This window comes from Exiguobacterium sp. JMULE1, from assembly GCF_013337175.1.
Classification (GTDB): Bacteria; Bacillota; Bacilli; order Exiguobacteriales; family Exiguobacteriaceae; genus Exiguobacterium_A; species Exiguobacterium_A indicum.
The window spans coordinates 439,104-465,228 of record NZ_SGWC01000002.1; the positions used below are offsets into that span (position 1 = coordinate 439,104).

Below are 26,125 nucleotides of genomic sequence, written 5' to 3' on the forward strand. Positions count from 1 at the left end.
TAAATCGATACTCTTTCATCTTGACGTTACAAAAAATAAATTGCAACAGCTTCCAAACTAATTGTAAGATGGTAAAAATACGCTTACAACAGGAGGAGACAGGATGGAACAAACAGTGCGTGAACGATTGATCGCGATTGCTGCCAAAAAAGAGAAAGCAGCCGTCGTCTATCAGAATATTTCAGTCATTGATGTCATGACACGTGAGACATATACAGCAGATGTAGCGATTGATTCAGGTTATATTGCTGCTGTCGGAGAGGGGTATGACGGAATCGAGAATCGTTTGGGAGAAAGACTTTTCATCGCACCAAGTTTCGTCGATGCCCATGTCCATATTGAATCATCGATGGTGCCGCCAAGTGAGTATGAGCAAGCGATTCTACCGTTAGGTGTCACGACAATTATCGCCGATCCGCATGAGATCGCGAATGTCAAAGGAGCAGAAGGATTATCCTTTATGCTAGACGATGCTGAAGGTCTCGCGCTTGATGTCCGTATGATGTTACCGAGCTGCGTACCGGCGACTTCGTTTGAACACGCGGGAGCATCACTTGATGCGGCGGCACTTGCACCATTCGTCAATCATCCTGGTGTCCATGGTTTAGGAGAAGTCATGGATTATCCAGCGGTCGAACGAGCCGATCGCGATATGCTCCAAAAAATTAAACAGATCGAAGACGCAGGAAAACTGGTCGATGGTCATGCTGCGGGACTTGGACCACGCGAAATTAACATTTATGGTGTCGCCGGAATTCGAACGGATCATGAATCTGTCAGTAAAGAAGATGCGATCGCCCGAGCGCGTCGTGGTCTGTATGTCGAAGTGCGGGAAGGATCAGCTGCCCGAAACTTGAAGGAAGTACTCGATGCTGTGACGGAAAGCAACGCGAGCCGTTTCCTCTTCTGTACGGACGATAAACATTTGGATGATACGTTACGAGAGGGAACGATCGACTATAATATCCGCTATGCCATTCGTCATGGAATTAAACGCGAAACAGCGTATGCGATGGCATCGTTGCATGCGACGAATGCCTATCGTCTGGACGATCGGGGAGCCATCGTACCAGGACGCCGGGCGGACTTCGTCTTGTTATCCGATGCCGATAACGTCGTGATTGACGAGGTTTATATTAAAGGTGAGTGTGTCGCACGAGCAGGAAAAACGACCCGAACAGTACGACGCGCGCATGTTCCAGAATCGTTACGAGGTGCATTGAATACAAAACCGATTACACCAGAAGTATTTGCCCTTCCACTTGAATCATCACGGGCGCATGTGATCGGAGTCATTCCGAAAAGCATCGTCACGGAACATCTGGTTCTCGACGTTCCGCTTCAAGACGGACATTTCGTGCCTGTACCGGAGCAGGATCTCTTAAAGATTGCTGTCATTGAACGGCATCACGGCACATCCTTCTCGGCAGTCGGGATCGTCAAAGGTTTCAAGATGAAACGCGGAGCGATTGCGGCGACTGTTGCCCATGATTCGCACAACCTCGTCATCGTTGGCGCATCAGACGAAGAGATGCAACTGGCTGCGGAACGTCTCGTCCAAGCGGGTGGGGGAGTCATTGCCGTCAATGGGCAAGAGGTACTTGCTGAGTTACCGCTTGAAATCGCTGGACTGATGACGAATCGTCCCTTCCAAGAAGTTGGAGATACACTCGAAGCATTGAATGATGCCCTCGATGTGTTAGAGGCGGATCGTTCCTTTAATCCCTATTTGACGATGTCATTCCTTTGCTTACCGGTCATTCCGGAATTAAAGCTGACCGACAGTGGATTATTCGATGTGAAACACTTCCAGCATATTTCAGTACAAGCAGACTGATGTCCGTCGTGAGTCTGAGTCTCTTTCCGGGACTCAGACCGTTTTGTGTTAGGAATAGATGATCTAAAATCAAAGAAAGGAACTTTACAAAACGGCTAAAATTCCTTAATGAAACTTAATAGTTTGGATGTTGAATCATTTTGGAAAGCTTGTTATAGTAAGGTCTATATCATTTGTGAGAAATCTCACTTTCTATGAAACTTTTATCTAAAAGGTTCGTAGAAAACAGTAGGACAACAAGGTTAGAAAGGAGATCATCATTATGGATAAGACATATTTTGAAGGGCACGAAGCTTTGATTGCGGATGTCTATCGTTCATTTACGCGTCAGTTCCATGCGTTACCAACACATCGACGAACAAAACGTCAGTTGCGAAATCTTGCATTCTCCGTCATTCGTCAAGCTCGACCAACGTATGAGGAACGCACCGTTCTTTATGCTTACTTCGCTGAATTCTTCCGAGCAGTTGAGGAAGGACAGGATGAAGAGATTGCTTTTTATAAACAAATCGCACAGTAAAGACCCCCGATGGCTCCGTCAGAAGGGGTCTTTGTTGTTTTCTGAGAACCGCGTTGGAAAATAAAAAAACAAGTAGGGAACGAGATCCGCTACTTGTTCATCAATATTCTAAAGGGTTATTTTAATTCCATCCATTTAAAGCTCATATCGGCACCGAATGGGTGACGGTATAATTTATCAATGTTTGTCCGTTGCAAGTAAGCTTCACCTTTTTGGTAGATCGGCGCAATCGCGTAGTCATCTGTTAGCAAGATTTTTTCAGCTTCTTGCATATCAGACCAACGCTTCGCTTCATCGGCTTGTTGTTTCGCTCCTTTGATGAGATCATCGAACTTTTTGTTCGAGTATTCCATCCGGTTGAAGCTTCCGCCTGTCAACCACATGTCGAGGAACGTCATTGGATCCTGATAGTCAGGTCCCCATCCAGCTGCAGAGATGTCATAATCACCCTTCGATTCGAGATCGAGGAAGTTTTTGAATGGTTGTTGTTTGATATTGATCGTCAAACCAGGAAGATGTTTCTCTAGGTCACCTTTTAAGTACTCAGAGACTTTCTTGAAAGCATCTTCATCCCGTGAGAGCATGCTGAGTTCGACTGTTTTGACACCAAGTTCCTTCAAACCAGCATCCCAAGCTTTTTTCGCTGCATCTGCATCGTAGCTTTGAAGATCCGGATACTTCGTACGGAAGTCTTCGCCATCTGGTGTAAATGTGAAATCCTTCGCAACGATAAAGTTCGCTGGTTTTGATCCATCGTTTAGGATGACATCGGTAATCCCTTGCTTCTCAAAACCGAGTGCAAGTGCTTTACGAATGTTTTTGTTTTTCAATGCTTTATTCTTTTGGTTAAAGCGAAGGAAGTTGATCCGAGCATCTGGACGAGTCTTGTAATCCTCTGATTTTTCGTACTGTGAGACGAACTCCGATGTAATTGGTGCAAAATCGACTTCTTTTGATTCAAAGAGGTTGACGCCAGTCGAAATCTCTTTGACGACTTTAACGTTAATTTGATCCATCTTGACGCTTGCTTTATCCCAGTAATCCGGATTTTTCTTATATGTCCACCCAGCGTTCGCTTGCCACTTATCGAGTACGAAAGGTCCGTTGAAGACCATTGTATCAACACTTGTCGCAAACTTATCGCCTTTATCTTCGACGAATGATTGCTTTAATGGTAAGTACGTTGGGAAACTCGTTAAGCCAAGGAAGTAAGGAGCAGGAGCTTCGAGTTGTACTTCAAGTGTTTGGTCATCGACTTTCTTGACACCGAGTTCATCGAGTTCAGCGTCTCCAGCCATGATTTTATTGGCGTTTTTCAAATCTTGTAAAATGTACGCGTATTCTGCTGCTGTCTTTGGATCAAGTGCACGTTTCCAAGCATAAATGAAATCATCTGCTGTGACGGCTGATCCATCTGACCATTTCGCATCTTTACGCAATTTGAACGTGTATGTTTTTTTATCGTCTGATACTTCGACACTTTCTGCGATTCCAGGTGTTGGCTTGTTATCGCCGTCAAGACGATAGAGTCCTTCAAAGACGTTGTTCGTAACAATGATGGAAGTCGAGTCCGTCGTTTTCGTCGGATCGAGCTGAGGTACATCTGTCGTCGAAACGAGCGTGACTTCCTTTTTCTTATTTTTCGAATCCGAGCCGCTTGCATTCTCATCATTTCCTTGCCCGCATGCAGCGACAGCAAGTAGTGCAATGCTGGATAGTCCAGCAAAAGCAATTTTCGATGGTTTATTCATGGAACGATGACCCCCCGAGAGTTAGTTTTAAATATTTCAGAAAAATGTGAACATATTGTTAATTTAAGTGAAAGTGATTAAAAATGCAACATAAATTTTCAGATAATTCTTACTGATCAAGGTCTATATCCTTAATTCCAAGTGATTTTAAATAGTCATAAAGTAGGAATAGGGTCAGCGAATGAGGGGAATACATCCGTAATGTTAATCGAATTGGATTTCCTCGCATGCGTATATTCGTAATCCGAACACCTTTTTGTTCAAGGGCGAAGATGATGTCGGATGGATCAAGATCGGCGGGAAGAAGTAAATGTGCGACGAGGACGTTCGCTTCAAATCGACTATTGTTGATGTGACGCATCACCCAAGTCAGACCTTCTAATAGGAAAAACAGAAAGAGAACGAGAAAAATCGATTCCCAAATGAATCCGGCACCGACAGCAATCCCAATCCCACTTGCACTCCATATAATGGCGGCAGTTGTTAGTCCGCTGACGATATCATGTGGTCGTCGTAAGATGACACCAGCTCCGATGAATCCGATTCCGGTAATGATTTGCGCGACAAGGCGCATCGGATCCATCTGGACATGAGTCGCCATATCGTGATAGAGCAGGACGGATTTTATAGAGACAATGGTTAAAAGACAGCTGATGAGGGTAATTACGAGGCTAGTGCGTATACCGACCGGTTTATTTTTAATTTCACGCTCGAATCCGATGAAAATTCCAAGTGTAGCAGCCAATAGGAGTTTTAGAAGGTCTTCGAGCTGAAATACATGAATCCAGTTCATTCGTCTCAAATCCTTTCTTTACTTTAGAAGGTGATTTGTTATAATGACTTTTGTGTCTTTCGAATGAATATACGTAAGATGTAATAGATATACGGAAAAAGGAAGTGTCTCATCATGAATCAGCAAAAAATCGGCTTCTTTGCGCTCGCGGCAATGGTCATCGGGTCCATGGTCGGTGGAGGAGCTTTTAACCTCCCTGGTGCAATGGCCCAAAGTGCAAGTGCAGGACCTATCCTCATCGGATGGAGTATAACGGGGATCGGAATGATCATGCTCGCGTTAGTATTCCAGCATCTCGCCAATAGTAAACCAGAGCTCGAAGGCGGCATTTATGCCTATGCGCGTGAAGGATTTGGACGTTTTGTCGGCTTTAACAGTGCGTGGGGATACTGGGTATCGGCGTGGATTGGAACGGTTGCGAATATCACGCTCGTGTTTAATGCGATTAGTTATTTCTTCCCGATTTTCGCAGCAGAAAATCGAATATTCCTCCTTTTGATGAGTGTAGTCGTCATTTGGGGATTGTTCTGGCTCGTCTCAAGCGGAATCAAGGAAGCGACACTCGTCAATTTGATTACGACGATCGCAAAGCTCGTTCCGATTTTGATTTTCATTCTTCTAGTCGGAATTGCCTTTAATATCAAAACGTTTAATTTGGATATTTGGGGAGAGGGAACAGAACTCGGTTCGATCTTCGATCAAGTAAAAGGAACGATGCTCGTCACACTTTGGGCGTTCGTCGGTATTGAGGGTGCTGTCGTCTTGTCGAGTCGTGCCAAAAACCGAAGTGATGTCGGAAAAGCGACGGTAACAGGACTCGTTGGCGTGTTAGTCATCTATATCTTGATTTCTGTTCTATCACTCGGAGTGCTTAGTCAAGAACAACTAGCTGGATTAAAAGAACCGACGATGGCGTATGTATTAGAAGCAGCGATTGGACCAATCGGTGCGACGATCATCATGATCGGTTTGATTATTTCACTATCTGGCGCACTTCTCGGATGGACGATTCTCGCATCAGAAATATCGTATCTTGTGGCGAAAGACGGTGCGTTTCCGAAAGCATTCGCAAAAACGAATCGAAAAGGAGCTCCAGTCGGTGCGCTGTTAATTACACAGATCGCGACACAAGTCGTCGCAGGAATCGCGCTTTTCTCAGCGCAAACCTATCTTGTCTTATCGAGTATCGCCGGGATTTGTGCGTTATTACCGTACCTATTATCAGCGTTGTATAGCATTCGGACATCGCGCGAAGAACGCAATCAGAAAATGTTACTTTTCTCTGTCATCGCATCAGCGTATTCGATTTGGCTCGTCTATGCGTCGGGTATCTGGTACATCGTCATCGCGGCATTAGTCTATGCTCCAGGGATTCTCGCGTACGCGTTAGCAGAGCGAGAACAGCAACGGACGGGCATGTCACGTTATGAGTGGATTGCTAGTATGATCCTCGTTGTCTTAGCAGGAGTAGCCGTTTACGGAATGGTTGTAGGAGAAATTCAGTTGTAAGAAATGATATGCAAAAGAAGTCACGGTGATTGTTATCCACCGTGACTTCTTTTTTGATTAAGGTGCTAAGAATCGTTTTTCGATATCCTGTACAGATAGAGGTTCAGAGAAAATAAACCCTTGCATATGCTGACACGATGTTGTTTTTAGATAATCTAACGCGTGTTCTGTCTCAACACCTTCAGCGACAAGATTCAACTCTAAGTTGTGACCAAGTTGAATGATGGAATCCAGCAAGGCATGGTCATTTTTCGCCAGACCATCAATGAATACTTTATCAATTTTTAATTCGTCGATTGGAAAAGCACTGAGATACTGTAAAGAAGAATAACCGGTACCGAAATCATCGATCGATAAACGGAAGCCGAACGACTTGATGAGGTGCATACGTTCGACCGTTCGTTGCGTCTGTAAAATCGCAATATTCTCTGTCATCTCCAGCGTAACGGAAGATGGTGAAACGAGTCGCTCCGTTACGATATGTTGCAACGTTCGAATAAAAGAGTCACTTTGGAACTGATGCGGTGAAATATTGATTGCCATCGTCAGTTCAGGATTAATCGTCTGTTGCCACTTCGCGAGCTGTTCACATGCTTCAATGATGACCCAGTTGTTGATTGGTGTGATCAGTGAAGCTTCTTCAGCGAGTGGGATGAATTCATCTGGTGGAATACTCCCGAGTGCCGTGTGATTCCAGCGTAATAACGCTTCGAAGCCTTTAACGGCTTGTGTCTGAATTTCAATGATTGGTTGATAAGCAAGATATAGGGATTGATCTTCGAGTGCCGTGAAGAGGGAACGTTCGAGTTGGATTTTCCGTGTGAACTGTGTGTCCATCTCGTGTGTTAAGTACTGAATCGTTCCGGTACCAATTGATTTTCCTGCATATAGAGCAGTTTCAGAGCGGCGGTATAAATCTTCCAGTGTTTTTGCTTCCGACGGATAGACGGTGATCCCGAATGTACAAGAAACGATGAGTGAATGACCGTTAATGTAATAAGGACGCTGCAGTGCTTGTTGTAACTTTCGAGCATACTGAAAAAGTAGATTGCTCGACGGTGCAGGTAACAAGACACCAAACAGATCACTCGTCGGATGAAAAGCAAGTACATCTGTCGTATGTTGCAAAAGACGCGTTGCCATTGCTTGAAGAAGTTGATCGCCGACATGTGTTCCAAACGAATCGTTGATGACTTTGAAACGATCGATATCGAACAAAATGAGTGCAACGGGATCATGTGATCCAGCAGAGCGGAATAAGGATTCTCCTTCGCGTAAAAATCCACGTTTATTCAATAAATGCGTCATCTCATGATGATGCACTAAAAAATCAAGTTCTTCTTCAAGCGCAGTTGTTTCCGTGATGTCGTTGCCGATGAACAGGTGCTGAAAACGAACGCCGTTCGCATCATAAATTGGAATCAATGTCGCTTGGAGATGTTTTCGTTCGCCCGTTTGCGAAGTGAGGCTAAGGCGACCAGACCAGGCTTTTCGTTCACGAAGTTGTGCACGAATCTCCGAAACGACGGGACTGGATGGGTCTAAGATGAGCGACCATGGTTGGTTGAGAAGCATCTCAGAACAATATCCTGTCACATCGATGAGTTGATCATTCGCGTACGTGATCGTTCCTCGTGCATCGAAGACAGCGACAGAAGCAATCTGATCGAATGCATAGCGCAAATCCATCAATCCTTGGAAGAGTGGTTTCATGTTCGTTTGTTGCTCAGCTGAAGGGATACAGCAAGCAAAAGCGGCAATAACGGTTCCTGTATCATCAAGTAAAGGAGACAGAAGGAGAGTTGATGTTACAGAAGTGCCCGTCTTATGCAATAAGGAGGCATTCGGTAATTGGACCGATTGACGGCGTTCCAAGAAGGCACGCCAAATCTGATGACTGAATGCCATGTCTTCCTGTTCAAGAAGTGGAACAGTCTGATCCACGACTTCTTGTTGTGTCCAGCCCCACTGGCTTTCGGCTAGTTCATTCCAAGAACGGATGGTCAAATCAGTATTCAGGATGAAAGCGGGTAAAGGGAATTCTTGAATGACGACTTCATAGGAATCAATGGTCGAACGATCCATTACGTGCGCACGCTCCTTTATGATGAAAAGAGATGACGGTTCACTTGTCTTGTCTTTTCCCAATATATTCAATTCTTACGCATCGTAATCCTCTAGGTTATACATTTTTTAGATGAAGATTATACAAGAAAATCTGCTATAATGATTTTGAAAGCGTTTTCTAAAGAGCTATAAGGGGGAATCTCGATGAATCAAACAGAGAAAATCATTCAACAGACAGAACAGTTCGGAGCACATAACTACCATCCACTCCCGATCGTCATTTCAGAAGCAGAGGGTGTCTTCGTAACGGATCCGGAAGGACGTCGTTATATGGATATGTTGAGCGCTTACTCAGCTGTCAACCAAGGGCATCGTCATCCGAAAATCATCGAGGCTCTAAAACGACAGGCGGATAAGATCACGTTGACGTCACGCGCCTTCCACAATGACCAACTGGGCTTTTTCTATGAAAAAGTAGCACAACTGACGGGTAAAGACATGGTATTACCGATGAATACAGGTGCGGAAGCTGTTGAGACAGCAGTAAAAGCAGCACGACGCTGGGCATATGAAGTCAAACAAATCCCAGGTGATGCTGAAATCATCGTTTGTGAAGGAAACTTCCATGGTCGGACGATGACAGCCGTCTCAATGTCAACGGAAGCAGAATACCAACGGGGATTTGGACCGCTTCTTCCTGGAATCAAGACAATTCCATACGGCGATCTTGAGGCATTAAAACAGGCGATCACTGAGAATACAGCGGCATTCATCTTGGAACCAATTCAAGGCGAAGCAGGCATCTTAATTCCTTACGATGGTTTCTTAAAAGATGCGCAAGAAGTTTGTCGTGCGCAGAATGTTCTGCTCGTATCGGATGAGATTCAATCTGGACTCGGCCGTTCTGGCAAATGGTTCGCCTCTGATTGGGACGAAGTGACGCCAGATATGTATATCCTCGGTAAAGCACTGGGTGGTGGTGTATTCCCGATCTCATGTGTGGCTGCGAATAAAGATGTCCTTTCCGTCTTCAATCCAGGATCACACGGCTCGACGTTCGGTGGAAATCCACTCGCTTGTGCCGTCTCGATTGCTTCACTTGAAGTATTAGAAGACGAAAAGTTACCGGAACGTTCACTCGAACTCGGTACGTACTTCATGGAGAAATTAAAACAAATCAACAACCCGATGATTAAAGAAGTACGTGGACGTGGATTATTCATTGGTGTTGAATTAACAGAAGCAGCGCGACCATATTGCGAAGCGTTGAAGGAAAAAGGCTTGCTCTGTAAAGAAACACATGAGACAGTCATTCGTTTTGCACCACCGCTCGTCATCACAAAAGAAGAGTTGGATTGGGCGTTCGAACGGATTGAACAAGTATTAGGTGTTTCCGTCGCCCAGTAAAAAGAATAGCTTTAGATTAAACAACAGTGGACAGGACGTTCACTGTTGTTTTTGTTTAGGTAAGTGTCGGTTTTAATACAGGAAACGTTTGAAAATCAGTGACAAGGGAACAGACAACTATCGCAAAAAAAACTTTTAAATGGGGGTAATGGTTATGTCAAACAACAGTGGTCTCAATAAAAAAGTAGATGGTCTCGTCGATAAAGTAGCGGGTAAAGCAAAAGAAGCGCTTGGGAAAGCAACAGGCGATAAATCGACAGAGCGCGAAGGTAAAAAAGATCAAGTAAAAGGCGAGGCGAAGAAAACAGTCGGTAACGTCCAACAAAATTTTGAAGATACAAATCGCCGCTAAGACCGTTGAAATCAAATAGAAAAACCGGACTGGAGAATGACTCTAGTCCGGTTTTTAGCGTCTGCTATAATGAATTTTTATATCAATAAAAAAAGATAATGAATAATTTGTATAAAGGTCTAGTCATTTAGATGTTTATGTGGAATAATAAAAAACGTAAAAGCGTTTACATTGTTCTGTCATTATCGTTTATTCAAGAAAGGGTGAAAGGTATGTTGCAGTTTCTACAACGCATTGGTAAAGCCTTGATGTTACCAATCGCAGTATTACCGGCTGCCGGAATCGTACTCCGATTAGGTTCAGCGGATATGTTAGATATTCCGTTGATGGTAGCAGCAGGAGGGGCTATTTTTGATAACCTGCCATTGATCTTTGCCATTGGTGTCGCGATTGGTCTATCGATCGATGCGAGCGGGGCAGCGGGTCTTGCCGGGGCCATCGGGTATCTCGTCTTAAAGAATGGCGTCGACTCGATGAACAAGGATTATTCCAGCGCACAGATTCAGGCGAAGTATGATGCGATCGCGGCGATCGTCAATGATTCCTCGACTAAGGTCGACGGAGCGACACTTGGTTCGATCGCGAATCAGGCGACACTCGGTTCGACCGTTAATATGGCGGTATTCGGTGGAATCATCGCGGGTATCGTCGCAGGACTTCTATACAATCGGTTCTATAACATTAAGTTACCGGATTGGTTGGCGTTCTTCGGAGGTCGTCGTTTCGTTCCAATCATTACATCAGCGGTCATGCTCGTACTTGCTTTCATCTTTGGTTATGTCTGGCCGTTCATTGAGCAAGGCATCAACGGTGCTGGTGAATGGATGGTTGGTCTTGGTGCAGGAGGCGCTGCTCTATTTGGGTTCTTTAACCGTCTCTTGATTCCTGTCGGCTTACACCACGTCTTAAATAATATTTTCTGGTTCGTCTTCGGTTCATATGAAAAAGCAGATGGTACGGTCGCGAATGGTGACATCGCGCGCTTCTTCGCTGGAGATCCGACAGCTGGGATTTATCAAGCGGGCTTCTTCCCAATCATGATGTTCGCCTTACCGGCTGCAGCTTTTGCGATCGTCATGGCTGCGCGTAAGGAAAATCGAAAAGCAGTTGCTGGAGCGATGATTGGTCTTGGATTGACGTCCTTCTTGACAGGTATCACGGAACCGATCGAGTTCTCGTTCATGTTCTTATCACCTGTTTTATATGTCATTCATGCAGTTTTAACAGGTCTATCGATGGCCATCGTTAACTTACTTGGTATTTTACATGGCTTCTCCTTCTCGGCTGGTTTCATTGATTATGCCTTGAACTTCGGGATTGCCACAAAACCATTACTTCTCATCCCGGTTGGTCTCGCGTTCGCGGTCGTCTACTACTTCCTGTTCTACTTCATGATCACGAAATTTGATTTGAAAACACCAGGTCGTGAAGATGAATCGCTCGTCACAGACACGGGAGTCGTTTTGACAGATTCAGACGATAAATATGAGCAACAAGCAGCACGCATCTTTGCGGGACTAAAAGGAACAGAAAATGTCACGTCGATTGACAATTGTGCGACACGTTTACGTCTTCAAGTCAAAGATCCAAACATCATTGACGAAGCAGCGATTAAAGCGGCTGGAGCAAAAGGTGTCATGAAGATGGGGGCGACTAGCGTTCAAATCATCATCGGCACGGACGTCGAGTTCGTTGCGGATGCGATGAAACGACAGAAGTAAAGAAAACGACCTTTCCTGAGCTCAGGAAAGGTCGTTTTGCTGTACGTTCGCAACAGATGCTGTTTTGCTTGAGCGATAAATTGGATAAAAGATTCCGATCAAGATGATGACGATCCCGATCCATTGGGAACTCATCAGATGTTCTCCTAAAATTAAGACGGAACAGATGACTGCTGTCGGTAGTTCAGCCGCTCCAAGTAAAGAAACGCTTGCTGGGGAGAGATGAGGCGCGCCAGCAGCAAATAAGAGCGGTGGTAAAATCAACGCGAACAGACCGAGCGGAATCGCGTATAACAGAAGTCCATTTTCGAAGTTCGCAGACGACAAGAATGTTGTCGGTGGATACATCGTCATGACGAAAGCAAGACCACCTGTCATCATGTAAAAACTTTTCTTAATGACGGGTAAATGATTGGCGATGCGTCCGCTGGCGAGTAAGAAAATCGAGAAGCTGACAGCCGCTCCAAGACCGAATAATGTTCCACGCAGGTCGAGTGGGCTCGAGTAAGCAGCACTCGCAAGAATGGCTCCACCAATCAATAGAATCGCAGACAAGAAGTGTGCGCGAGATGGTAAGCGTCTGAATGCGAGCGCATCGATGATGACTCCGATCCAAGTAAATTGGAATAAGAGAATAATTGCAACGGATGCGGATACGGTTTGAAGACTTTGATAGTACAGATAACCAGTTGTACCACTTGAGATACCGATCAGCATGAGAAGACCAGCTGTTTTGAGATCGAGACGAAGATTTTTCGTAAATAAGGCAAGTCCGAAAATCATCAGCCAGCCGAAGAAAAATTGACTACCTGAAACGGCTGCTGAGTTGAATCCAGCAGCATAAGCGAGTTTGACGATCGTTGAGAGGACACCATAACTGATAGCGCCGATGAGAACGAATAAAGTGGCTTTTGAGCGATGCATGAATAATTTCCCTCCATTTTTAGTAAAAACCACACAAAAAAGGTTGCAACGGGGCCTTGTCCAGGTTTTTTGGACAGGGTTTGGTTGCAACCTGTGTGATTTATTGAGTTGATGTGTCGAGCAAACGATACAGCCGGGTTTTCGTTTGATTATACTGAACGGTCAGCGTATTCCACTTCTTTAATGACGCGGTAGCTTTCCGTGTTAAACGATTTAAATCCGCTGTTGACTCATCAATCTTAACGAAATCCGGTTTTTTCGTCAAGCGTGAAAGCACTTTCTTTTCGGCGTCCATCGCTTGTCGATACGTTTTCGAGAACGTTTGAAACGTCTGCTGGCGTTCCTTGATGATTGTCACTAAGGCAGTTCCTTCTGTTTTTGCTTTACCATCAAGTTGGTTGACAGCATCCTGCAATTCTTCAAGATCAAGTTCAGCGTACGTTTCTTTACGTAACGTTTCTTCTTGTTTCAATAAAGCAAGCCGTTCGTCATTTAAGGCTTCTAATTCCTCTCGTTCATTTTGAGAGCGTTTGATTTCTTCAGCACCTGCATCAAGAACGGCTTGATACGTATTAACTGAAATTTCGTCCTTACGAGCACGTTGATCAGCTAGCGTGAATGCTTTCTCTTCACCTTTGACTTGTTGCTCTAGCTGTTCATGAAGAGAGGTTGGTGAATCGTTGGAACAGGCAGCGAGTCCAAAGCTCGACAGGAACAGTACTGCTACGAATGTTTTTTTCATCTGGATAGTAACTCCTTATAAATTCGAGTGTTGCGCGAAGTTGTACGGAATATGGAAATCTTCATCATAAATCGCGAATTGATAGCCTTTTTTCTGAAGTCCGGCAACAATGGCTGGAAGTGCTTTGATGGCTTGTGGTTGTTCATGTAAGAGAATGATTTCAAACGGACGCTCTGCTCGCCGAATGACTGTATTCGCGACTTCTTTTGCACTATCTTTGTAATACCAGTCCATTGAATCGATCGACCAGTCCCACACACGGAAGTCTGCTGAATGAATGGCAGATGCCATTTTTTTTGTGATGCCTGGATCAGAGCCATAAGGTGGTCGTGTCAAATGTGGTGTTAGCTTCGTCAACTCATGGATTTTCTTCTGAACACTTTGCATCTCTGAGACATACTTTCCTTTTTCGTACAATGTATCGTAATCGTGTGTTTCCCCGTGTAATCCGATATAGTGTCCAGCTTTAGCAGCAGCTTTGACTTCTTGTGGAAAAGCATCTACTTGTGTTCCGAGATAAAAGAAAGTGGCACGAGTCTGAAGTTGATCCAATGTTCGAAGTAAGTCCGGTGTTAATGCGGATGGACCATCCTCGAATGTTAAATAAGCGACTTTTTTCGTCACACCATTCCATTTTTCCACGCGTGCTTTTTCCATATTGACGACAGGCACTTCAATAATGGATTTACCTGTCGTAATGGAATGTTGTTCAGGAGTAAAAACATATCGGAAAGCGACATATCCCCCAACTCCGAGAAAGACCAGTGTGAGAAGTAAGAAAAACCGAGGGAAAAACTTTCTTTTTTTTGTACGCGGTCGTGGACCGAGTTCGCTAGCGTGGCTTGAGGTAAATGGATCCATCGTTGTCTGTCGCTCCTTTTGTCAAAAATATCATATACAGATAATGTAACATTCTGACTGTTTCTTTTGTAACAAACAGATGACAAAAAGATGACGGAAAATCGATTTTTCTAAAAAATATTGATTTATTTAGAAAGAGTTTAAAAGAAATAAAAAAACAACCACTAAGTAAGTGATTGTTTCATGTATTATTTAGTGTTCTGTTACAGCACACTCATCGCATTCCGTTTGATAGGATTCACATTGTTCATCCATCTCTTTTCCGCAATGGGCACACGTCTTGACGGGAAGCTCACGATAGAATGCAGCAGATGCTTCTTGGTAAAGGGGTTGTTCCATGTGTTTTTCCTCCTTCAAAGTAAACGCAATGATCTTTTTTCTTGATTTTATTGTATTAGTACAGAAGTTGAATGTCAACTATTGTTTTATAACAGTAGATTCGTTTGAAGTATTGATAGAGGACAATGAAAATAAGACATGCTACGATATCTAAGTAATCTGATAATGATAAGGGGGATTTACACATGACACAGGCAACACTTGATACAATGCGTGTCTTAACAGAAAGACGTTCCGTTCGTCATTACGACGAAACGTTCAAGCTTTCAAAACAGGAAGTAGAAGAACTATTAGAATGGACGACAGCCGCGCCGAGTGCTTGGAATTTGCAACACTGGCATTTCACGGTCTTTCATTCGGAAGAAGCGAAGCAGCAGCTTGCACCGATCGCATACAATCAGCCGGCTATCACTTCGGCTTCAGCAGTCATTGCGATCTTAGGTGATGTTCAAGCTAATCGAAACTACAATCCAGTGTACGGTCCAGCAGTGGAAGCAGGTGGCATGACAGAGGATCTGTTTGATTCGATCAAGGCACAGGTAGAAGGCGCTTATCAAAGTGAGGCGTATGGACGCGACGCGGCTATGTCGAATGCGAGCCTTGCTGCGATGCAATTGATGCTTGCGGCAGAAGCGCGTGGATTATCAACACTCGCAATGGGTGGATTTGATCATCAACGTTTTGCGGAAACGTTCATCACCGAGTCACGGTATGTACCAGTCATGCTGATTGCTGTCGGAAAAGCGGTTGAAGATGCGAAAAAACGTCCGGCACTACGTTTACCGATTGATCGAGTATCAACCTTCCTGTAAGTCATTCAAAATGGGGGAAGCGGGGTGGATTCCCCCATTTTAAATTTTTTATTTTTTTTCAGAAAAAGACTTGTCAGCCTTTTAGTTTCTTGATATATTAATACATGTCCTAGCAAGTACATAACGTACTGCAAACATGATTCTGTAGCTCAGCTGGGAGAGCGCTACCTTGACAGGGTAGAGGTCGCTGGTTCGAGCCCAGTCAGAATCATACCGAAAGCCCGCTTCTCCTTTAAAGGAAAAGCGGGCTTTTTTTTATTATTTCTTTATCTCATCCTCTGTGACCCATTTATGATTTTTCACCATCTCTCCACCGTCCGTTGGTTCATAGTTCACCATATAAACCGTCGTTTCTTTTACTTCGTCAATCGTCGCTTTAGCTCCATCCATACCCTTCATATGATCCGCTTTGACAGTCGCTTCATCACCAACTTGCAGTGGCTTAGTTGGAACGGGATCGAGTTCTTCCTGAATGACCCATTTATGATTTTTCACTATCTTTCCACCAGTAGTCGGTTTGTAACTAATCGCATAGACGACGGTATCATAAGCTCCCGCAATCGTTGCTTTAGCTCCGTTCATTCCATCCATATGATTCGTCGTCAACGTGACGTTGCTTCCTTTCGGATAAGTCGGATCACTGGCTTCCTTTAGACCAGACGGTATCTTTCCATCACTCGAATGCATCATATCTCCATGAGACATGTCGTGTGAGTCGCTATTGCTTCCTTCGTCATTTGAAGCGGATCCGCATGCACCGAGCCAAAGCGTAGAACTAAGAGCCAGTGCGGTTAACGTCAATGATTTTTTCATAATAAAACCCTCCTGAATTCACTAGTCTTTTTTACTATACCCAGCGTATGTGCAAATCGTGTGCAGATGAGGTGACAGTTTTGTTTGTCTGCGTCGATCGCGTTTTTTTTAGCTATACTAAAAGTGGAGAGGAAAAGGAGGAATCGTCATGCGTCGTATTTCATACTCGGTCGGAGGGATCGTGCTTGCGGCATTTTTAATTTGTGGCAGTGTGTTGTTTGGGACGTTGTATTATCAGTTGTCTCAAACACGAACGCAGGAAGTAGTGGACGGTTTACTGAACCGAGGAAATACCCATCGTGATGTCCTTGTCGATTCCTATGACCAAACGACGATGCGCCATGTCAGCATGATGGAAGCAGATTCATCGTTTACTGTAGTGATCACTGATGCAGATGGAAAACGACTCGAAGCGTCACGACCTTTGTCGAATGAGATGAAAAGTGTGCTAGAGCATACGGATTTCGATTACCGTCAACAAGGAAAAATCGTGACGATGCGTGACTTTTTAATGACGGACAGTCCCATCACCATCGACGGGAAACATCAGGGTCATGTCTTCATGTTCGCTTCTAAAGCAATCGTGGATCACGTACTTAATCCGTTGAAACAGCAGTTTTTCCAAGTGGGTCTGCTCGCACTTTTATTAGCAGGTGCGGCAAGCATTTGGACGACCCGACTCATCTCTCGTCCGCTGGTTCAAATGGAAAAAGCGACGGCACGTCTATTAGATGGGGAAGATGGAGCGTTGCCGATTGATCGACAAGACGAACTGGGACAATTGGCGCGTTCGATTCAGCAATTAAAACAAGATCTCGATTTTTTGAATCGGGAACGATCCGAATTTTTAGCAAGCGTATCTCATGAACTACGAACACCATTGACATATATAAAGGGATACGCGGACATTCTCGAACGTCAAACGTTGACGCCGGATGAGCAACAACGCTACGTTACGATCATTCGAGAAGAAAGTCAGCAAATGAATGAATGGATTGAGCAATTATTTTGGTTAGCACGCATTGATGCGAATGCTTTTATGATGGAACGAAAACCTGTCGATGTCGAAGACTTGATTCATCAAGTGATACGATTGATGCGCCTGGACATCGAACAAGAAAATGTTTCGTTCGAGATAGAAGGTGAGCGAATAGAAGTGATGGGTGACGCTCAGCAGCTCCGCCAGATGATCGTGAATATCGTTGAAAATGCACGGCGACATACGACGTCGGGAAAAATTATTGTTCGTTATGGTGTCAACGCAGTAGGGGCTTTCATTCAAATCGAAGATACAGGAGAAGGGATCGCTGCAGAATCTTTACCTCATGTAACGAAACGGCTCTACCGAACGGAAGCATCTCGTTCTCGAAAACATGGAGGAACTGGAATCGGACTCTCCATCGTTGAAGCAATTGCTCAGACACATGGAGCAGAATTGAACATCAAGAGTCAGCTTGGACATGGAACACAAGTGACACTGCAGTGGAAGGAGAAATAAAATGCCGCATGTATTGATCGTAGATGATGAACCAAGAATGCTTGAACTGCTCAAACTGTATATTCAGCCGTATGGGTACACGTGTCAGCTTGTGGATTCTGCGCAACAAGCTCTTGATCTCTGCCGTCAGCACGTATTCGACCTGATTTTACTAGATGTCATGATGCCGGATATGGATGGCTGGACATGTTGTCGTCTCATTCGAGAACACTCTAACATCCCAATCTTGATGGTTACGGCTCGGAATCAGCGGGAAGACATCATTCGGACACGAGAAGTAGGAGCGAATGATTACATATCAAAACCGATTCAAGAAGGGGAACTGATCGGGCGAATGGAAGTTTTATTACAGCAACAGTATGATGGTCTATCCTATGACCGGGAAAGCTATCGTTGTAGTTACCTCCAACAAAAGATTTCGTTAACGAAGACGGAGTTTGAGTTGTTAGGTGTATTTTTAGATTCTCCACGACGTGTTTGGACACGCGATCAACTAACGACGATGTTATGGGGAGCGGAAGCGTCTGTAGACGAGCGGACGATCGACTCGCATATCAGACATTTAAGAGAAAAACTACGTGTTTGCGGTTTTCCGATTGAACAGCATCTCGAAACAGTTCGCGGAATCGGATACCGATGGACACACCAATAAAGGGGAAAATCAAAACATGACGACACTCTATTTCGTACGGCACGCACACTCGACATATTCACCAGATGAACGGAAACGGCCACTTTCCGATAAAGGACGAGCAGATGCGATACGTTTACTTGAAACGTTTCAAGAAATTCCAATCGACAGGTTCTACAGCAGCCCGTATCAACGGGCGATCGAGACGATTGCACCGCTTGCGGAGGCACGTCAACAACCAATCATTGAGGTAGAGGAACTACGAGAGCGATTGTTAGCACCGGGAGAGCTTGACGATTTTCAAGCAGCGGTCACATATGTATGGCAACATCCGAATGAAAATCCGTATGGAGGCGAAACGAACAACGAAGCGTCGCAACGCATTCGGCCATTCATCGACGAACTAGTGGAGAAGCATCCTGACGAAATAGTCGTTCTTGGAACACACGGAAACATCATGGTGTTACTCTTAGAAACATTTGATTCGACGTTTGATTACGCATTTTGGAAATCCTTACCAATTCCAGCCGTATGTCGAATGGATGTGAGATTAGGAGAAAAGGCGGACATTCATGTCGTACCACTTTTGACGAATACAAAGTAAAAAAAGAGACGGAACTGATGAGTGAATCAGTTTCCGTCTCTTTTGTAATTGGAGAAATCTTAAGGCGTAGGAACCGCACCTTCATGTTTTCGGATCAAATCAGCTGTTAATTGACCGGACAAGGTGACCATTGGTACACCGCCGCCTGGATGTGTCGACCCACCAACGAAATAAAGTCCTTCGTACAAGTCACTCTTCGATGGAATCTTGAATCCACCATTTTTCTTCCGATCGGCTGCGACACCATAAATCGATCCACCGTTTGGACCGTATAATTCTTTCAAATCCTCTGGGGTAAAGCGATATTCAAACTCGATCGATTCCCGAAGTCCATGAAGTCCCATCCGCTCCAGTTTATCGAGAACGACTTCGCGGTACGCATCCCAGTCGACCTCACCTTTTTGAAGTATTAGCGGTGGAACGTGTGTCAAGACGAATAAGTTATCCTTCCCTTCAGGAGCTTGGGAAGCGTCGGATTTTGACGAGACACCGACATAAATCGTTGGATCCTCTGGAGGAGTACCTTCTTTGAACATTTGGGCGAATTCACGCTCTGGATTTTCTGAGAAAAAGAAATTATGATGCGCTAGCCCGCGATACTCACGATTTACACCGAGCAATAGGACAAGACCTGAAACGGAAGGGGCAAACGACGCTTGTAATTTTTTTGCCTGTTTCCGGGCTTTTTTCTCCGGAACGATCCGTTCGTAAGTCGGGATGACCTCAAGGTTTGAGACGACGATGTCGGCTGCATGGAATGTTCCGTTTGATAGAACGCCCACCGCTTTTTTATTTTCAAGGACGATTTGTTCAACGGGGGAGTTGAGGTGAACTGTGACACGGAGCTCATCAAGTAACCGTTTCATGGCACGCGCGATTTGGTACATCCCACCTTTGACATAATAGATACCGAGACCCATTTGAACATAAATCATCTGATTGAAGACAGCAGGTGCCTGATATGGGTTGGAACCGACATACATGACCATATAGTTGAATAGCTGTTCGAGATACGGATCATTGAGATGTTTTTTGGTTCCGGTCGCAACGGTATTCATCGGGTCCATCTTTAATAAATCAGACATCGTATGGTATTTTTTTAAGTCCTTTAAATCTTCAAGACTGTATTTATAAAAACTGTCGAGGCACAAGTCGTACATTTGTTTGGAGTACCGGAACAATTCGACAAAATCAGCCCGTGACGAGACGTGCTCGACTTCTTCGAGCATTCCAGGTAAGTCACCTTTGACATCGATTTTTGTTCCATCCTCAAAGAATGTACGCCATTGCGGTTCAATGCGCTCGATTTCTAAGTAATCATCCAAGTTACGATGAACGCTTGAGAAGAGTTGTTCGAGTACCCAAGGCATCGTTAAGATAGAAGGACCGGTATCGAAAGTAAATCCCTTTCCACTACGTTGATTCAGTTTCCCTCCAACGTTCGCATTCTTTTCAAGCATCGTGACTGCATAACCATCTCCAGCCAAACGAATGGCAGCAGACATACCAGCAAGACCAGCTCCAATGACGATTGCACGTTTCTTCAAATGGATCACTTCTCCTTTAGTAGATGAATGGAATCAATCGTTTTCGTTTTGCAGCCCATACCGTATAGGCGGGTCCAAAACCTTTCGTTAACATCGCTTCTTCGATTCGAATCCGGTAGAGCAAGAAAATGAACATCAGAAGTCCGGAGAGAATGAAAAGTCCGAACTGACCGGTGAACAGGGGGAAGCTCATCGTAATCAACAACAACCCACTGTATAACGGGTGACGTAAAAAGCGATAGGGACCGCTACTGACGAGCTGATCACCAGACGCCACGACGACATGACGAGTGAACTGTTGTTTTAAGTGGAGAATTCCCCATAGGCGTAAGGAAACACCACACCATAATAAAATGCATGAAGAGATGCGCATGACAGAAGAAACAGTTTCATTCGCAAAGAGGAAAGCGCAGACGATCGTTCCGCTTAGGACAAGGAAAATCAAATAAAAACTAACTTGTTCTGCTGCGCCTGACTTAGACTCGGAGCGATTCCGGAAACGAATCATCTCGCCAATCCAGCAGATGCTACCGATACTGAAAATCCATTCCCAAAGTGACACGTACGCTACTCCTTTCTACATCAGAATCATGTTTCGAAAACGCATACATCGTTATTTACCCATTGTAATTCGTCCTTAAGCTACATTTAGAAAACTTCAGAAATACTTCATTTTCATGACAAGCATTCCGAAAGAACCATGTTTGAAAAAAAGAATGGTATTCTAATCTAAAATATGGAATGTAAATATTATTAGATGGAGTGAAAATCGAAAATGAAGAGAAAACAGATATTCATCATGACATTGGCAGTGATAGCTACGGTTACGTCCACGACGACTTACATACCAGCAGTCGATGCATCAACATCTTCTTATCGTCAAGCCAAGACATCCCTTCATTTACGTCAAGGGGCATCACTCGAGCAACCGAGTCTTACGGTTATTCCAACAGGGATCTATGTGACGGAACTGTCGAAAGTCGGTACCTGGTCAAAAGTACAATATGGTACGAAGATTGGTTATGCGAGCACAAAATATCTACTAACGGATGAACAAATCGGTGGAAAACGGATCGGTCATACTCTCATCGCGAATAAGAACTTAGCGCTCCGCTCGACATACGCTCCTGGTGAGAATCAACAAGCAAGAGCAGCGTTTGAGAAAATGCGTGTAGCGGCTAAAAAAGAGGGAATTACGCTCGTTGCATTTAGTACTTATCGCTCCTATGCCTATCAAAAAACGTTGTTTGATAAATATGTTGCGCGTGATGGATATGAGAAGGCGAGTACGTATAGTGCGGAACCCGGGAAAAGTGAACACCAAACAGGTCTTGCGTTTGATATCGGAGGCGCTGATTCAACAAAATACGCCACGTTCAGCTTTTCAAAAACAAAAGAGGCAAAATGGTTGTTTGCGAATGCTCACCGCTACGGCTTCCATCTCCGTTATCCATCTGGTAAAGAATCTTGGACTGGTTATACGTATGAGAGCTGGCACTATCGGTATGTCGGAGCAACGCTTGCCGCTCGTCTAAAAGTCAGTGGATTAACAATGGAGGAGTATTTCCACCTCGCACCATGGAAACCAGTAAAGGTTTCGACTCCTTAAAAACATGGTAAATAGAGGATGTTGGCTTAGTCGGTTATTCGTCTCGGGTGAAAGAGGTGGAACGAATGGCAAAAAAAGATGCGAAACATCACATCATGACGTTTACGTTCAAAGAAGAAGCGACATCCTATCAAGTATTTAGTGAATTGAAGAAATATCATGCACGAGGTCAAGTCGATTTCGAACAGGTTGCCGTCATCAAGCGAAATGAGAATGGTGCTTTTTCGTTTGAAGATGCTGTAGACCTAAGCGGATCGAATCGCGCCGTCAAAGGCTCATTGATTGGAATGGCCGTTGGTATCTTAGGTGGACCATTTGGCATCTTGCTTGGTTCGATGACGGGTATGCTGATTGGTGGATCGAAAGACATGAAGGAAAATCAAGAAATCCAAGAAACGTTCAAACGAACACTCGGTGTCATTCCACCTGGACAAACAGGAATTATCGCGATCGGTGAAGAGTTTGAACCATCCGTTCTTGACGGATTAGTAGCGCAACATGATGGTACATTAGAACGAACGGATGAACAGTTAGAGTCGTAAGCCTGATAGAACGAAAGGGGCCTATCGCTTGGATCGCGATAGGCTCCTTTTCATGTGCATTTACTTAGTCGTACGTTCTTTTTTTGCTTTTTTGAAGAAGAACAATTCATAGACGACAGGAACGATGATAAGTGTTAACAACGTAGAAGTCGTTAATCCACCGATGACCGTCAAGGCAAGACCTTTTGAGATCAATGTTCCTGAAGAAGTGGTTAATGCGAGAGGCACCAATGCCATGATTGTTGCAAATGCGGTCATTAGGATTGGGCGTAATCGCGTTTTACCAGCTTCAATCAATGATTCGCGGATCGGCATACCACGTCCGACGTTTTGACCAATGCGGTCGACGAGAACGATTGCGTTCGTGGTGACGATTCCGATCAACATCAGGAAGCCGATCATGACACTAACAGACAATGGTTCATTCGCAAGGAAGAGCGTGACGAGTGAACCAATCGGAACAAAAATCAGAGAGGACAAGATGATGAACGGAATCCGAGCTTTTCCGAATGTGATCAACATTGTCAGGTAAACAAGTCCGATTGCAACGACGATCGCAATTCCGAGTGATTGGAAGATTTCGACCGTATCGTCATTTCCGCCACCACTTGTCAGTGAGACACCGTCTGGTAAATCGATTTTTTCGACGTCAGCTTTTACAGCGTTCGAAACGTTTTGAACGTCGTCTCCTTTGACTTGTCCAGATACGCGAGCATATACTTTTCCGTCGAGTTTCTGAATCGATGTGAAGGTCTCGACTTCATTGACATTCGCAACATCTTTTAAAGCGACAGGACCGTTTGCTGAGAAGAGTTGGACATCTTCGAGATCTTCTTTCGAGACGAGTCCTTCTTCATAAGATAATTGTACGTCTTGATCCTTATTGTCGAGATTGAGCGTTCCGACCGTGACTGGCTTCGTTTGATCGTTGACGGTACCGAGAATTTGGAAACCAGATAGTCCGCGATCACTTGCTTTCTCAGGATCGATTTCTACGAGATACTGCTTTTGTTTTTCGCTGAAGTTGTTCGTGATATATTTCAAATCATTATTTTTCGACATGTTATCCTCGACGAGTTTTGCCGCCTCTTGAAGAGCTTCGAGGTCGTTCGAGAACAAGTCGACATCGACGTTGTTATTCGACGGAGGACCACCTGTCGATAGTTCAGCCACACTGATTTTGACATCGACGTTTTCATCTTGAGCGATGTCTTCCATCTGTGTTTCAAGTGACTTGATCGTTTTCTCGACGTTTACACCGTCTTTTAGATTCAAGAAGTAACTTGCTTTATTATCGAGACGTAAGCCTGTCGTGAAGTCACGTGCTCCGACAGAAGTCGTCACGTCAGCAATGGCTTTTTCTTTATCAAACATTTTTTCCATCTCAAACGAGACGTCACTTGTTTTTTCAAGTGATGTGGCAGCTGGAAGTTCGAGCGATGCCGTCAAGGTTTTCGATGCCTCGTTCGGAATGAACGTAAATCCGAGACGCGGTACGATCGCTAGGGAACCACCGAGAAGGACGAACGATACGACCAAGATGATCGCCTTGTGCGAGAGTGATTTTTCAATCAGCTTTCCATACCAACGTTGGAGAGCGCCTTCTTTTTCTTCTGCTGGTACCTTCTTGAAGGCAAATTTCGCGAGAATCGGTACGATCGTGATCGCAACGAGTAGTGAAGCAAGTAATGAGAAAATAATCGTCAAAGCGAACGGTAAGAAGAACTTACCAGTAATCCCACCGACAAATCCAATCGGCAGGAAGACGACGACGGTCGTCAGCGTTGATGACGTGATTGCTTTTAGAATCTCTTTTGTCGATTGTTCGATGATCTCATCCGTCATACCGGATTCGGATTTTCGGACGCGCCGGAAGATGTTCTCGATGACAACGATACTATCATCGACGACACGACCGACTGCAACAGCCATCCCACCAAGTGTCATGATGTTCAGGGAGATATCTTGCCAGTTCAAGAAGATAGCGGCGATGAGTAATGACAATGGAATCGAGACGATGGCGATGATCGTCGCGCGGATGTTCCGCAAGAATAAGAGTACAGCGAGTGATGCGAAGAGGGCACCAAGTAATCCTTCTTTGACGAGTGTCGCAACGGACTCCTCGATATCCTTCGCTGAATCAATCCCAATCGTATAGTCGACTTGGTCGTCATATTTATTGAGGATCTTCGTGACTTCATCTGCGATTTCGACCGTATTGGCATCTTGTTTTTTCGTGATTGCCATCGATAAGGAATCTTTTAAATCGTAACGTGTTTTTTCACTTTGTTGTGAGACGGCTTCGATTTTTGCGATATCCTCTAGGCGAATCGGCTCTGCAGGTTCAGACGCCTGATCTGCAGCTGCACCACCTGTTGTACTTGGTGGTCCTTGCGTTGCCCCTTGTGGTGGACCGCCAGCAGATGAACCACCTGTTTGACCGTTACTTGATGAACTAGCTGCACCTGTAGCAGGTGTCAATTGTAGATTTTTTAGTTTATCTAGATTTTCTAGTTTTTCCTCAACACGAATCGGAATTTTCGAATCGTTTTCTGATAGCTGACCAGATGGGAACGAGACATACTTTCCATTGATTTGTTCCTTGATGCTTGAGAGCGAGAGACCCGCTTCCGTCGCTTTCTCCTTATCGACGGTGATTTGAACGAGATCATCCTTATAGCCACCAACCGACACGCTGTTGATGCCTGGAATCTTATTAAGTTCAGGCTCGATGTCTTCCTTAAGGATTTTTTCGATGTCTTTACCATCCTTGCTAAAGAAGGAGATATTATAGATCGGGAACGATCCAAAGGACAGACGATTTAATTTCGTCGTTGCTTCCTCCGGTAGATTCGCATCTTGGATGGCAGCATCGATTTGTTGTTCGACCTTATCCATATCGGTATCGAACGGGAATTCGATGTTTAAGATACCGATACTTTCATAAGAAGAACTTGTTAGCTTGGTAGCCCCTTCAATTCCTTTAAGGGAAGTTTCAAGCTTTGAGACGACTTGTTTATCGACATCGTCAGGTGATGCACCAGGGTAAACCGCTTCGATTGAAATCTGAGGAAACTCGATTTCCGGGAACTGATCAACTTTTAATTGTGAGAAGGAATACACGCCTCCTAAAATCAATAGGATTGCAATGATGAAGACAGCAACCGAGTTCTTCAAACTAAATCGGGTTAAAAAGTTCATATGAACGCTCCTTTCTTTTTATATGTGCTTATTTACATAGTAGAG

The 26,125-nt window shown here is 44.5% G+C and carries 23 protein-coding genes and 1 tRNA gene; 13 read left to right on the forward strand and 11 right to left on the reverse strand.

The window, feature by feature from the left end; all coding sequences use genetic code 11:
- Window positions 1-103: 103 nt before the first annotated feature.
- Together ade and EXW93_RS02450 are read left to right on the forward strand one after the other, a co-directional pair.
- The gene (gene ade, locus EXW93_RS02445) at window positions 104-1,837 is read left to right on the forward strand and encodes an adenine deaminase (protein WP_055966612.1); all 1,734 of its coding nucleotides are present in this window, start codon (window positions 104-106) and stop codon (window positions 1,835-1,837) included.
- A gap of 262 nt (window positions 1,838-2,099) precedes the next feature.
- A complete protein-coding gene (locus EXW93_RS02450) occupies window positions 2,100-2,357 on the forward strand; it encodes a hypothetical protein (RefSeq protein ID WP_023467133.1) in 258 nt (85 codons plus the stop codon).
- Window positions 2,358-2,473: 116 nt separating this feature from the next.
- On the opposite strand, the gene EXW93_RS02455 is transcribed toward EXW93_RS02450, so the two are convergent.
- Both EXW93_RS02455 and EXW93_RS02460 read right to left on the reverse strand, forming a co-directional pair.
- Entirely contained in the window at window positions 2,474-4,108 is a 1,635-nt protein-coding gene (locus EXW93_RS02455; RefSeq protein ID WP_023467134.1) for a peptide ABC transporter substrate-binding protein, read from the reverse strand.
- Window positions 4,109-4,217: 109 nt separating this feature from the next.
- Window positions 4,218-4,901, reverse strand: a complete 684-nt coding sequence (locus tag EXW93_RS02460; RefSeq protein ID WP_023467135.1) for an MgtC/SapB family protein — start codon at window positions 4,899-4,901, stop codon at window positions 4,218-4,220.
- 111 nt (window positions 4,902-5,012) lie between these two features.
- Here EXW93_RS02460 and EXW93_RS02465 point away from each other — a divergent pair, with 111 nt between their 5' ends.
- Window positions 5,013-6,410: a basic amino acid/polyamine antiporter gene (locus EXW93_RS02465; RefSeq protein WP_200934658.1), complete on the forward strand. Its 1,398-nt coding sequence runs from the start codon at window positions 5,013-5,015 to the stop codon at window positions 6,408-6,410.
- A 57-nt stretch (window positions 6,411-6,467) separates the two neighbouring features.
- Here EXW93_RS02465 and EXW93_RS02470 read toward each other — a convergent pair whose 3' ends face one another.
- On the reverse strand, window positions 6,468-8,495 hold the full coding sequence (locus tag EXW93_RS02470; RefSeq protein WP_055966617.1) for an EAL domain-containing protein: 2,028 nt from the start codon (window positions 8,493-8,495) through the stop codon (window positions 6,468-6,470).
- 186 nt (window positions 8,496-8,681) lie between these two features.
- Here EXW93_RS02470 and EXW93_RS02475 point away from each other — a divergent pair, with 186 nt between their 5' ends.
- The 3 genes from EXW93_RS02475 to nagE all read left to right on the forward strand — a co-directional run bounded on the left by EXW93_RS02475 (window position 8,682) and on the right by nagE (window position 11,957).
- Window positions 8,682-9,884 (forward strand): ornithine--oxo-acid transaminase, encoded by a 1,203-nt coding sequence (locus EXW93_RS02475; protein ID WP_023467138.1) that lies wholly within the window; start codon window positions 8,682-8,684, stop codon window positions 9,882-9,884.
- Between the two features lie 154 nt (window positions 9,885-10,038).
- Window positions 10,039-10,236: a CsbD family protein gene (locus tag EXW93_RS02480; RefSeq protein WP_023467139.1), complete on the forward strand. Its 198-nt coding sequence runs from the start codon at window positions 10,039-10,041 to the stop codon at window positions 10,234-10,236.
- 212 nt (window positions 10,237-10,448) lie between these two features.
- Window positions 10,449-11,957 (forward strand): N-acetylglucosamine-specific PTS transporter subunit IIBC, encoded by a 1,509-nt coding sequence (gene nagE / locus EXW93_RS02485; RefSeq protein ID WP_035398909.1) that lies wholly within the window; start codon window positions 10,449-10,451, stop codon window positions 11,955-11,957.
- Between the two features lie 21 nt (window positions 11,958-11,978).
- On the opposite strand, the gene EXW93_RS02490 is transcribed toward nagE, so the two are convergent.
- The 4 genes from EXW93_RS02490 to yhfH all read right to left on the reverse strand — a co-directional run bounded on the left by EXW93_RS02490 (window position 11,979) and on the right by yhfH (window position 14,823).
- Entirely contained in the window at window positions 11,979-12,881 is a 903-nt protein-coding gene (locus EXW93_RS02490) for an EamA family transporter (RefSeq protein WP_035398907.1), read from the reverse strand.
- Window positions 12,882-12,981: 100 nt separating this feature from the next.
- Window positions 12,982-13,623, reverse strand: a complete 642-nt coding sequence (locus EXW93_RS02495; protein WP_052017209.1) for a YkyA family protein — start codon at window positions 13,621-13,623, stop codon at window positions 12,982-12,984.
- Between the two features lie 15 nt (window positions 13,624-13,638).
- A complete protein-coding gene (locus EXW93_RS02500) occupies window positions 13,639-14,265 on the reverse strand; it encodes a polysaccharide deacetylase family protein (protein ID WP_235515858.1) in 627 nt (208 codons plus the stop codon).
- Between the two features lie 411 nt (window positions 14,266-14,676).
- Entirely contained in the window at window positions 14,677-14,823 is a 147-nt protein-coding gene (yhfH, locus tag EXW93_RS02505; RefSeq protein WP_064505459.1) for a protein YhfH, read from the reverse strand.
- A 185-nt stretch (window positions 14,824-15,008) separates the two neighbouring features.
- Between yhfH and EXW93_RS02510 the strand changes: the two genes are divergently transcribed.
- Both EXW93_RS02510 and EXW93_RS02515 read left to right on the forward strand, forming a co-directional pair.
- Entirely contained in the window at window positions 15,009-15,635 is a 627-nt protein-coding gene (locus tag EXW93_RS02510; protein ID WP_035398905.1) for a nitroreductase family protein, read from the forward strand.
- A 138-nt stretch (window positions 15,636-15,773) separates the two neighbouring features.
- A tRNA-Val gene (locus EXW93_RS02515) sits at window positions 15,774-15,846 on the forward strand.
- A 47-nt stretch (window positions 15,847-15,893) separates the two neighbouring features.
- On the opposite strand, the gene EXW93_RS02520 is transcribed toward EXW93_RS02515, so the two are convergent.
- Window positions 15,894-16,448, reverse strand: a complete 555-nt coding sequence (locus EXW93_RS02520; RefSeq protein ID WP_035398904.1) for a YdhK family protein — start codon at window positions 16,446-16,448, stop codon at window positions 15,894-15,896.
- Between the two features lie 148 nt (window positions 16,449-16,596).
- Here EXW93_RS02520 and EXW93_RS02525 point away from each other — a divergent pair, with 148 nt between their 5' ends.
- The 3 genes from EXW93_RS02525 to EXW93_RS02535 are packed head-to-tail and all read left to right on the forward strand — an operon-like array spanning window position 16,597 to window position 19,181.
- On the forward strand, window positions 16,597-17,946 hold the full coding sequence (locus EXW93_RS02525; protein WP_035398902.1) for a HAMP domain-containing sensor histidine kinase: 1,350 nt from the start codon (window positions 16,597-16,599) through the stop codon (window positions 17,944-17,946).
- Between the two features lies 1 nt (window position 17,947).
- Complete coding sequence (locus EXW93_RS02530; protein WP_023467148.1) at window positions 17,948-18,598, forward strand: response regulator transcription factor; 651 nt, start codon at window positions 17,948-17,950, stop codon at window positions 18,596-18,598.
- A 16-nt stretch (window positions 18,599-18,614) separates the two neighbouring features.
- Window positions 18,615-19,181 (forward strand): histidine phosphatase family protein, encoded by a 567-nt coding sequence (locus EXW93_RS02535; protein WP_058713860.1) that lies wholly within the window; start codon window positions 18,615-18,617, stop codon window positions 19,179-19,181.
- 59 nt (window positions 19,182-19,240) lie between these two features.
- On the opposite strand, the gene EXW93_RS02540 is transcribed toward EXW93_RS02535, so the two are convergent.
- Window positions 19,241-20,728, reverse strand: a complete 1,488-nt coding sequence (locus EXW93_RS02540; RefSeq protein WP_174316012.1) for a phytoene desaturase family protein — start codon at window positions 20,726-20,728, stop codon at window positions 19,241-19,243.
- Between the two features lie 16 nt (window positions 20,729-20,744).
- On the reverse strand, window positions 20,745-21,290 hold the full coding sequence (locus EXW93_RS02545) for a methyltransferase family protein (RefSeq protein WP_023467151.1): 546 nt from the start codon (window positions 21,288-21,290) through the stop codon (window positions 20,745-20,747).
- 213 nt (window positions 21,291-21,503) lie between these two features.
- Here EXW93_RS02545 and EXW93_RS02550 point away from each other — a divergent pair, with 213 nt between their 5' ends.
- Window positions 21,504-22,337 (forward strand): M15 family metallopeptidase, encoded by an 834-nt coding sequence (locus EXW93_RS02550; RefSeq protein ID WP_035398898.1) that lies wholly within the window; start codon window positions 21,504-21,506, stop codon window positions 22,335-22,337.
- 65 nt (window positions 22,338-22,402) lie between these two features.
- Window positions 22,403-22,879 carry a hypothetical protein gene (locus EXW93_RS02555; RefSeq protein WP_035398896.1) on the forward strand — a complete coding sequence of 159 codons (477 nt, stop codon included), beginning with the start codon at window positions 22,403-22,405 and terminating at the stop codon, window positions 22,877-22,879.
- 60 nt (window positions 22,880-22,939) lie between these two features.
- Here EXW93_RS02555 and EXW93_RS02560 read toward each other — a convergent pair whose 3' ends face one another.
- The gene (locus EXW93_RS02560; RefSeq protein ID WP_058713859.1) at window positions 22,940-26,080 is read right to left on the reverse strand and encodes an efflux RND transporter permease subunit; all 3,141 of its coding nucleotides are present in this window, start codon (window positions 26,078-26,080) and stop codon (window positions 22,940-22,942) included.
- Window positions 26,081-26,125 lie beyond the last annotated feature (45 nt).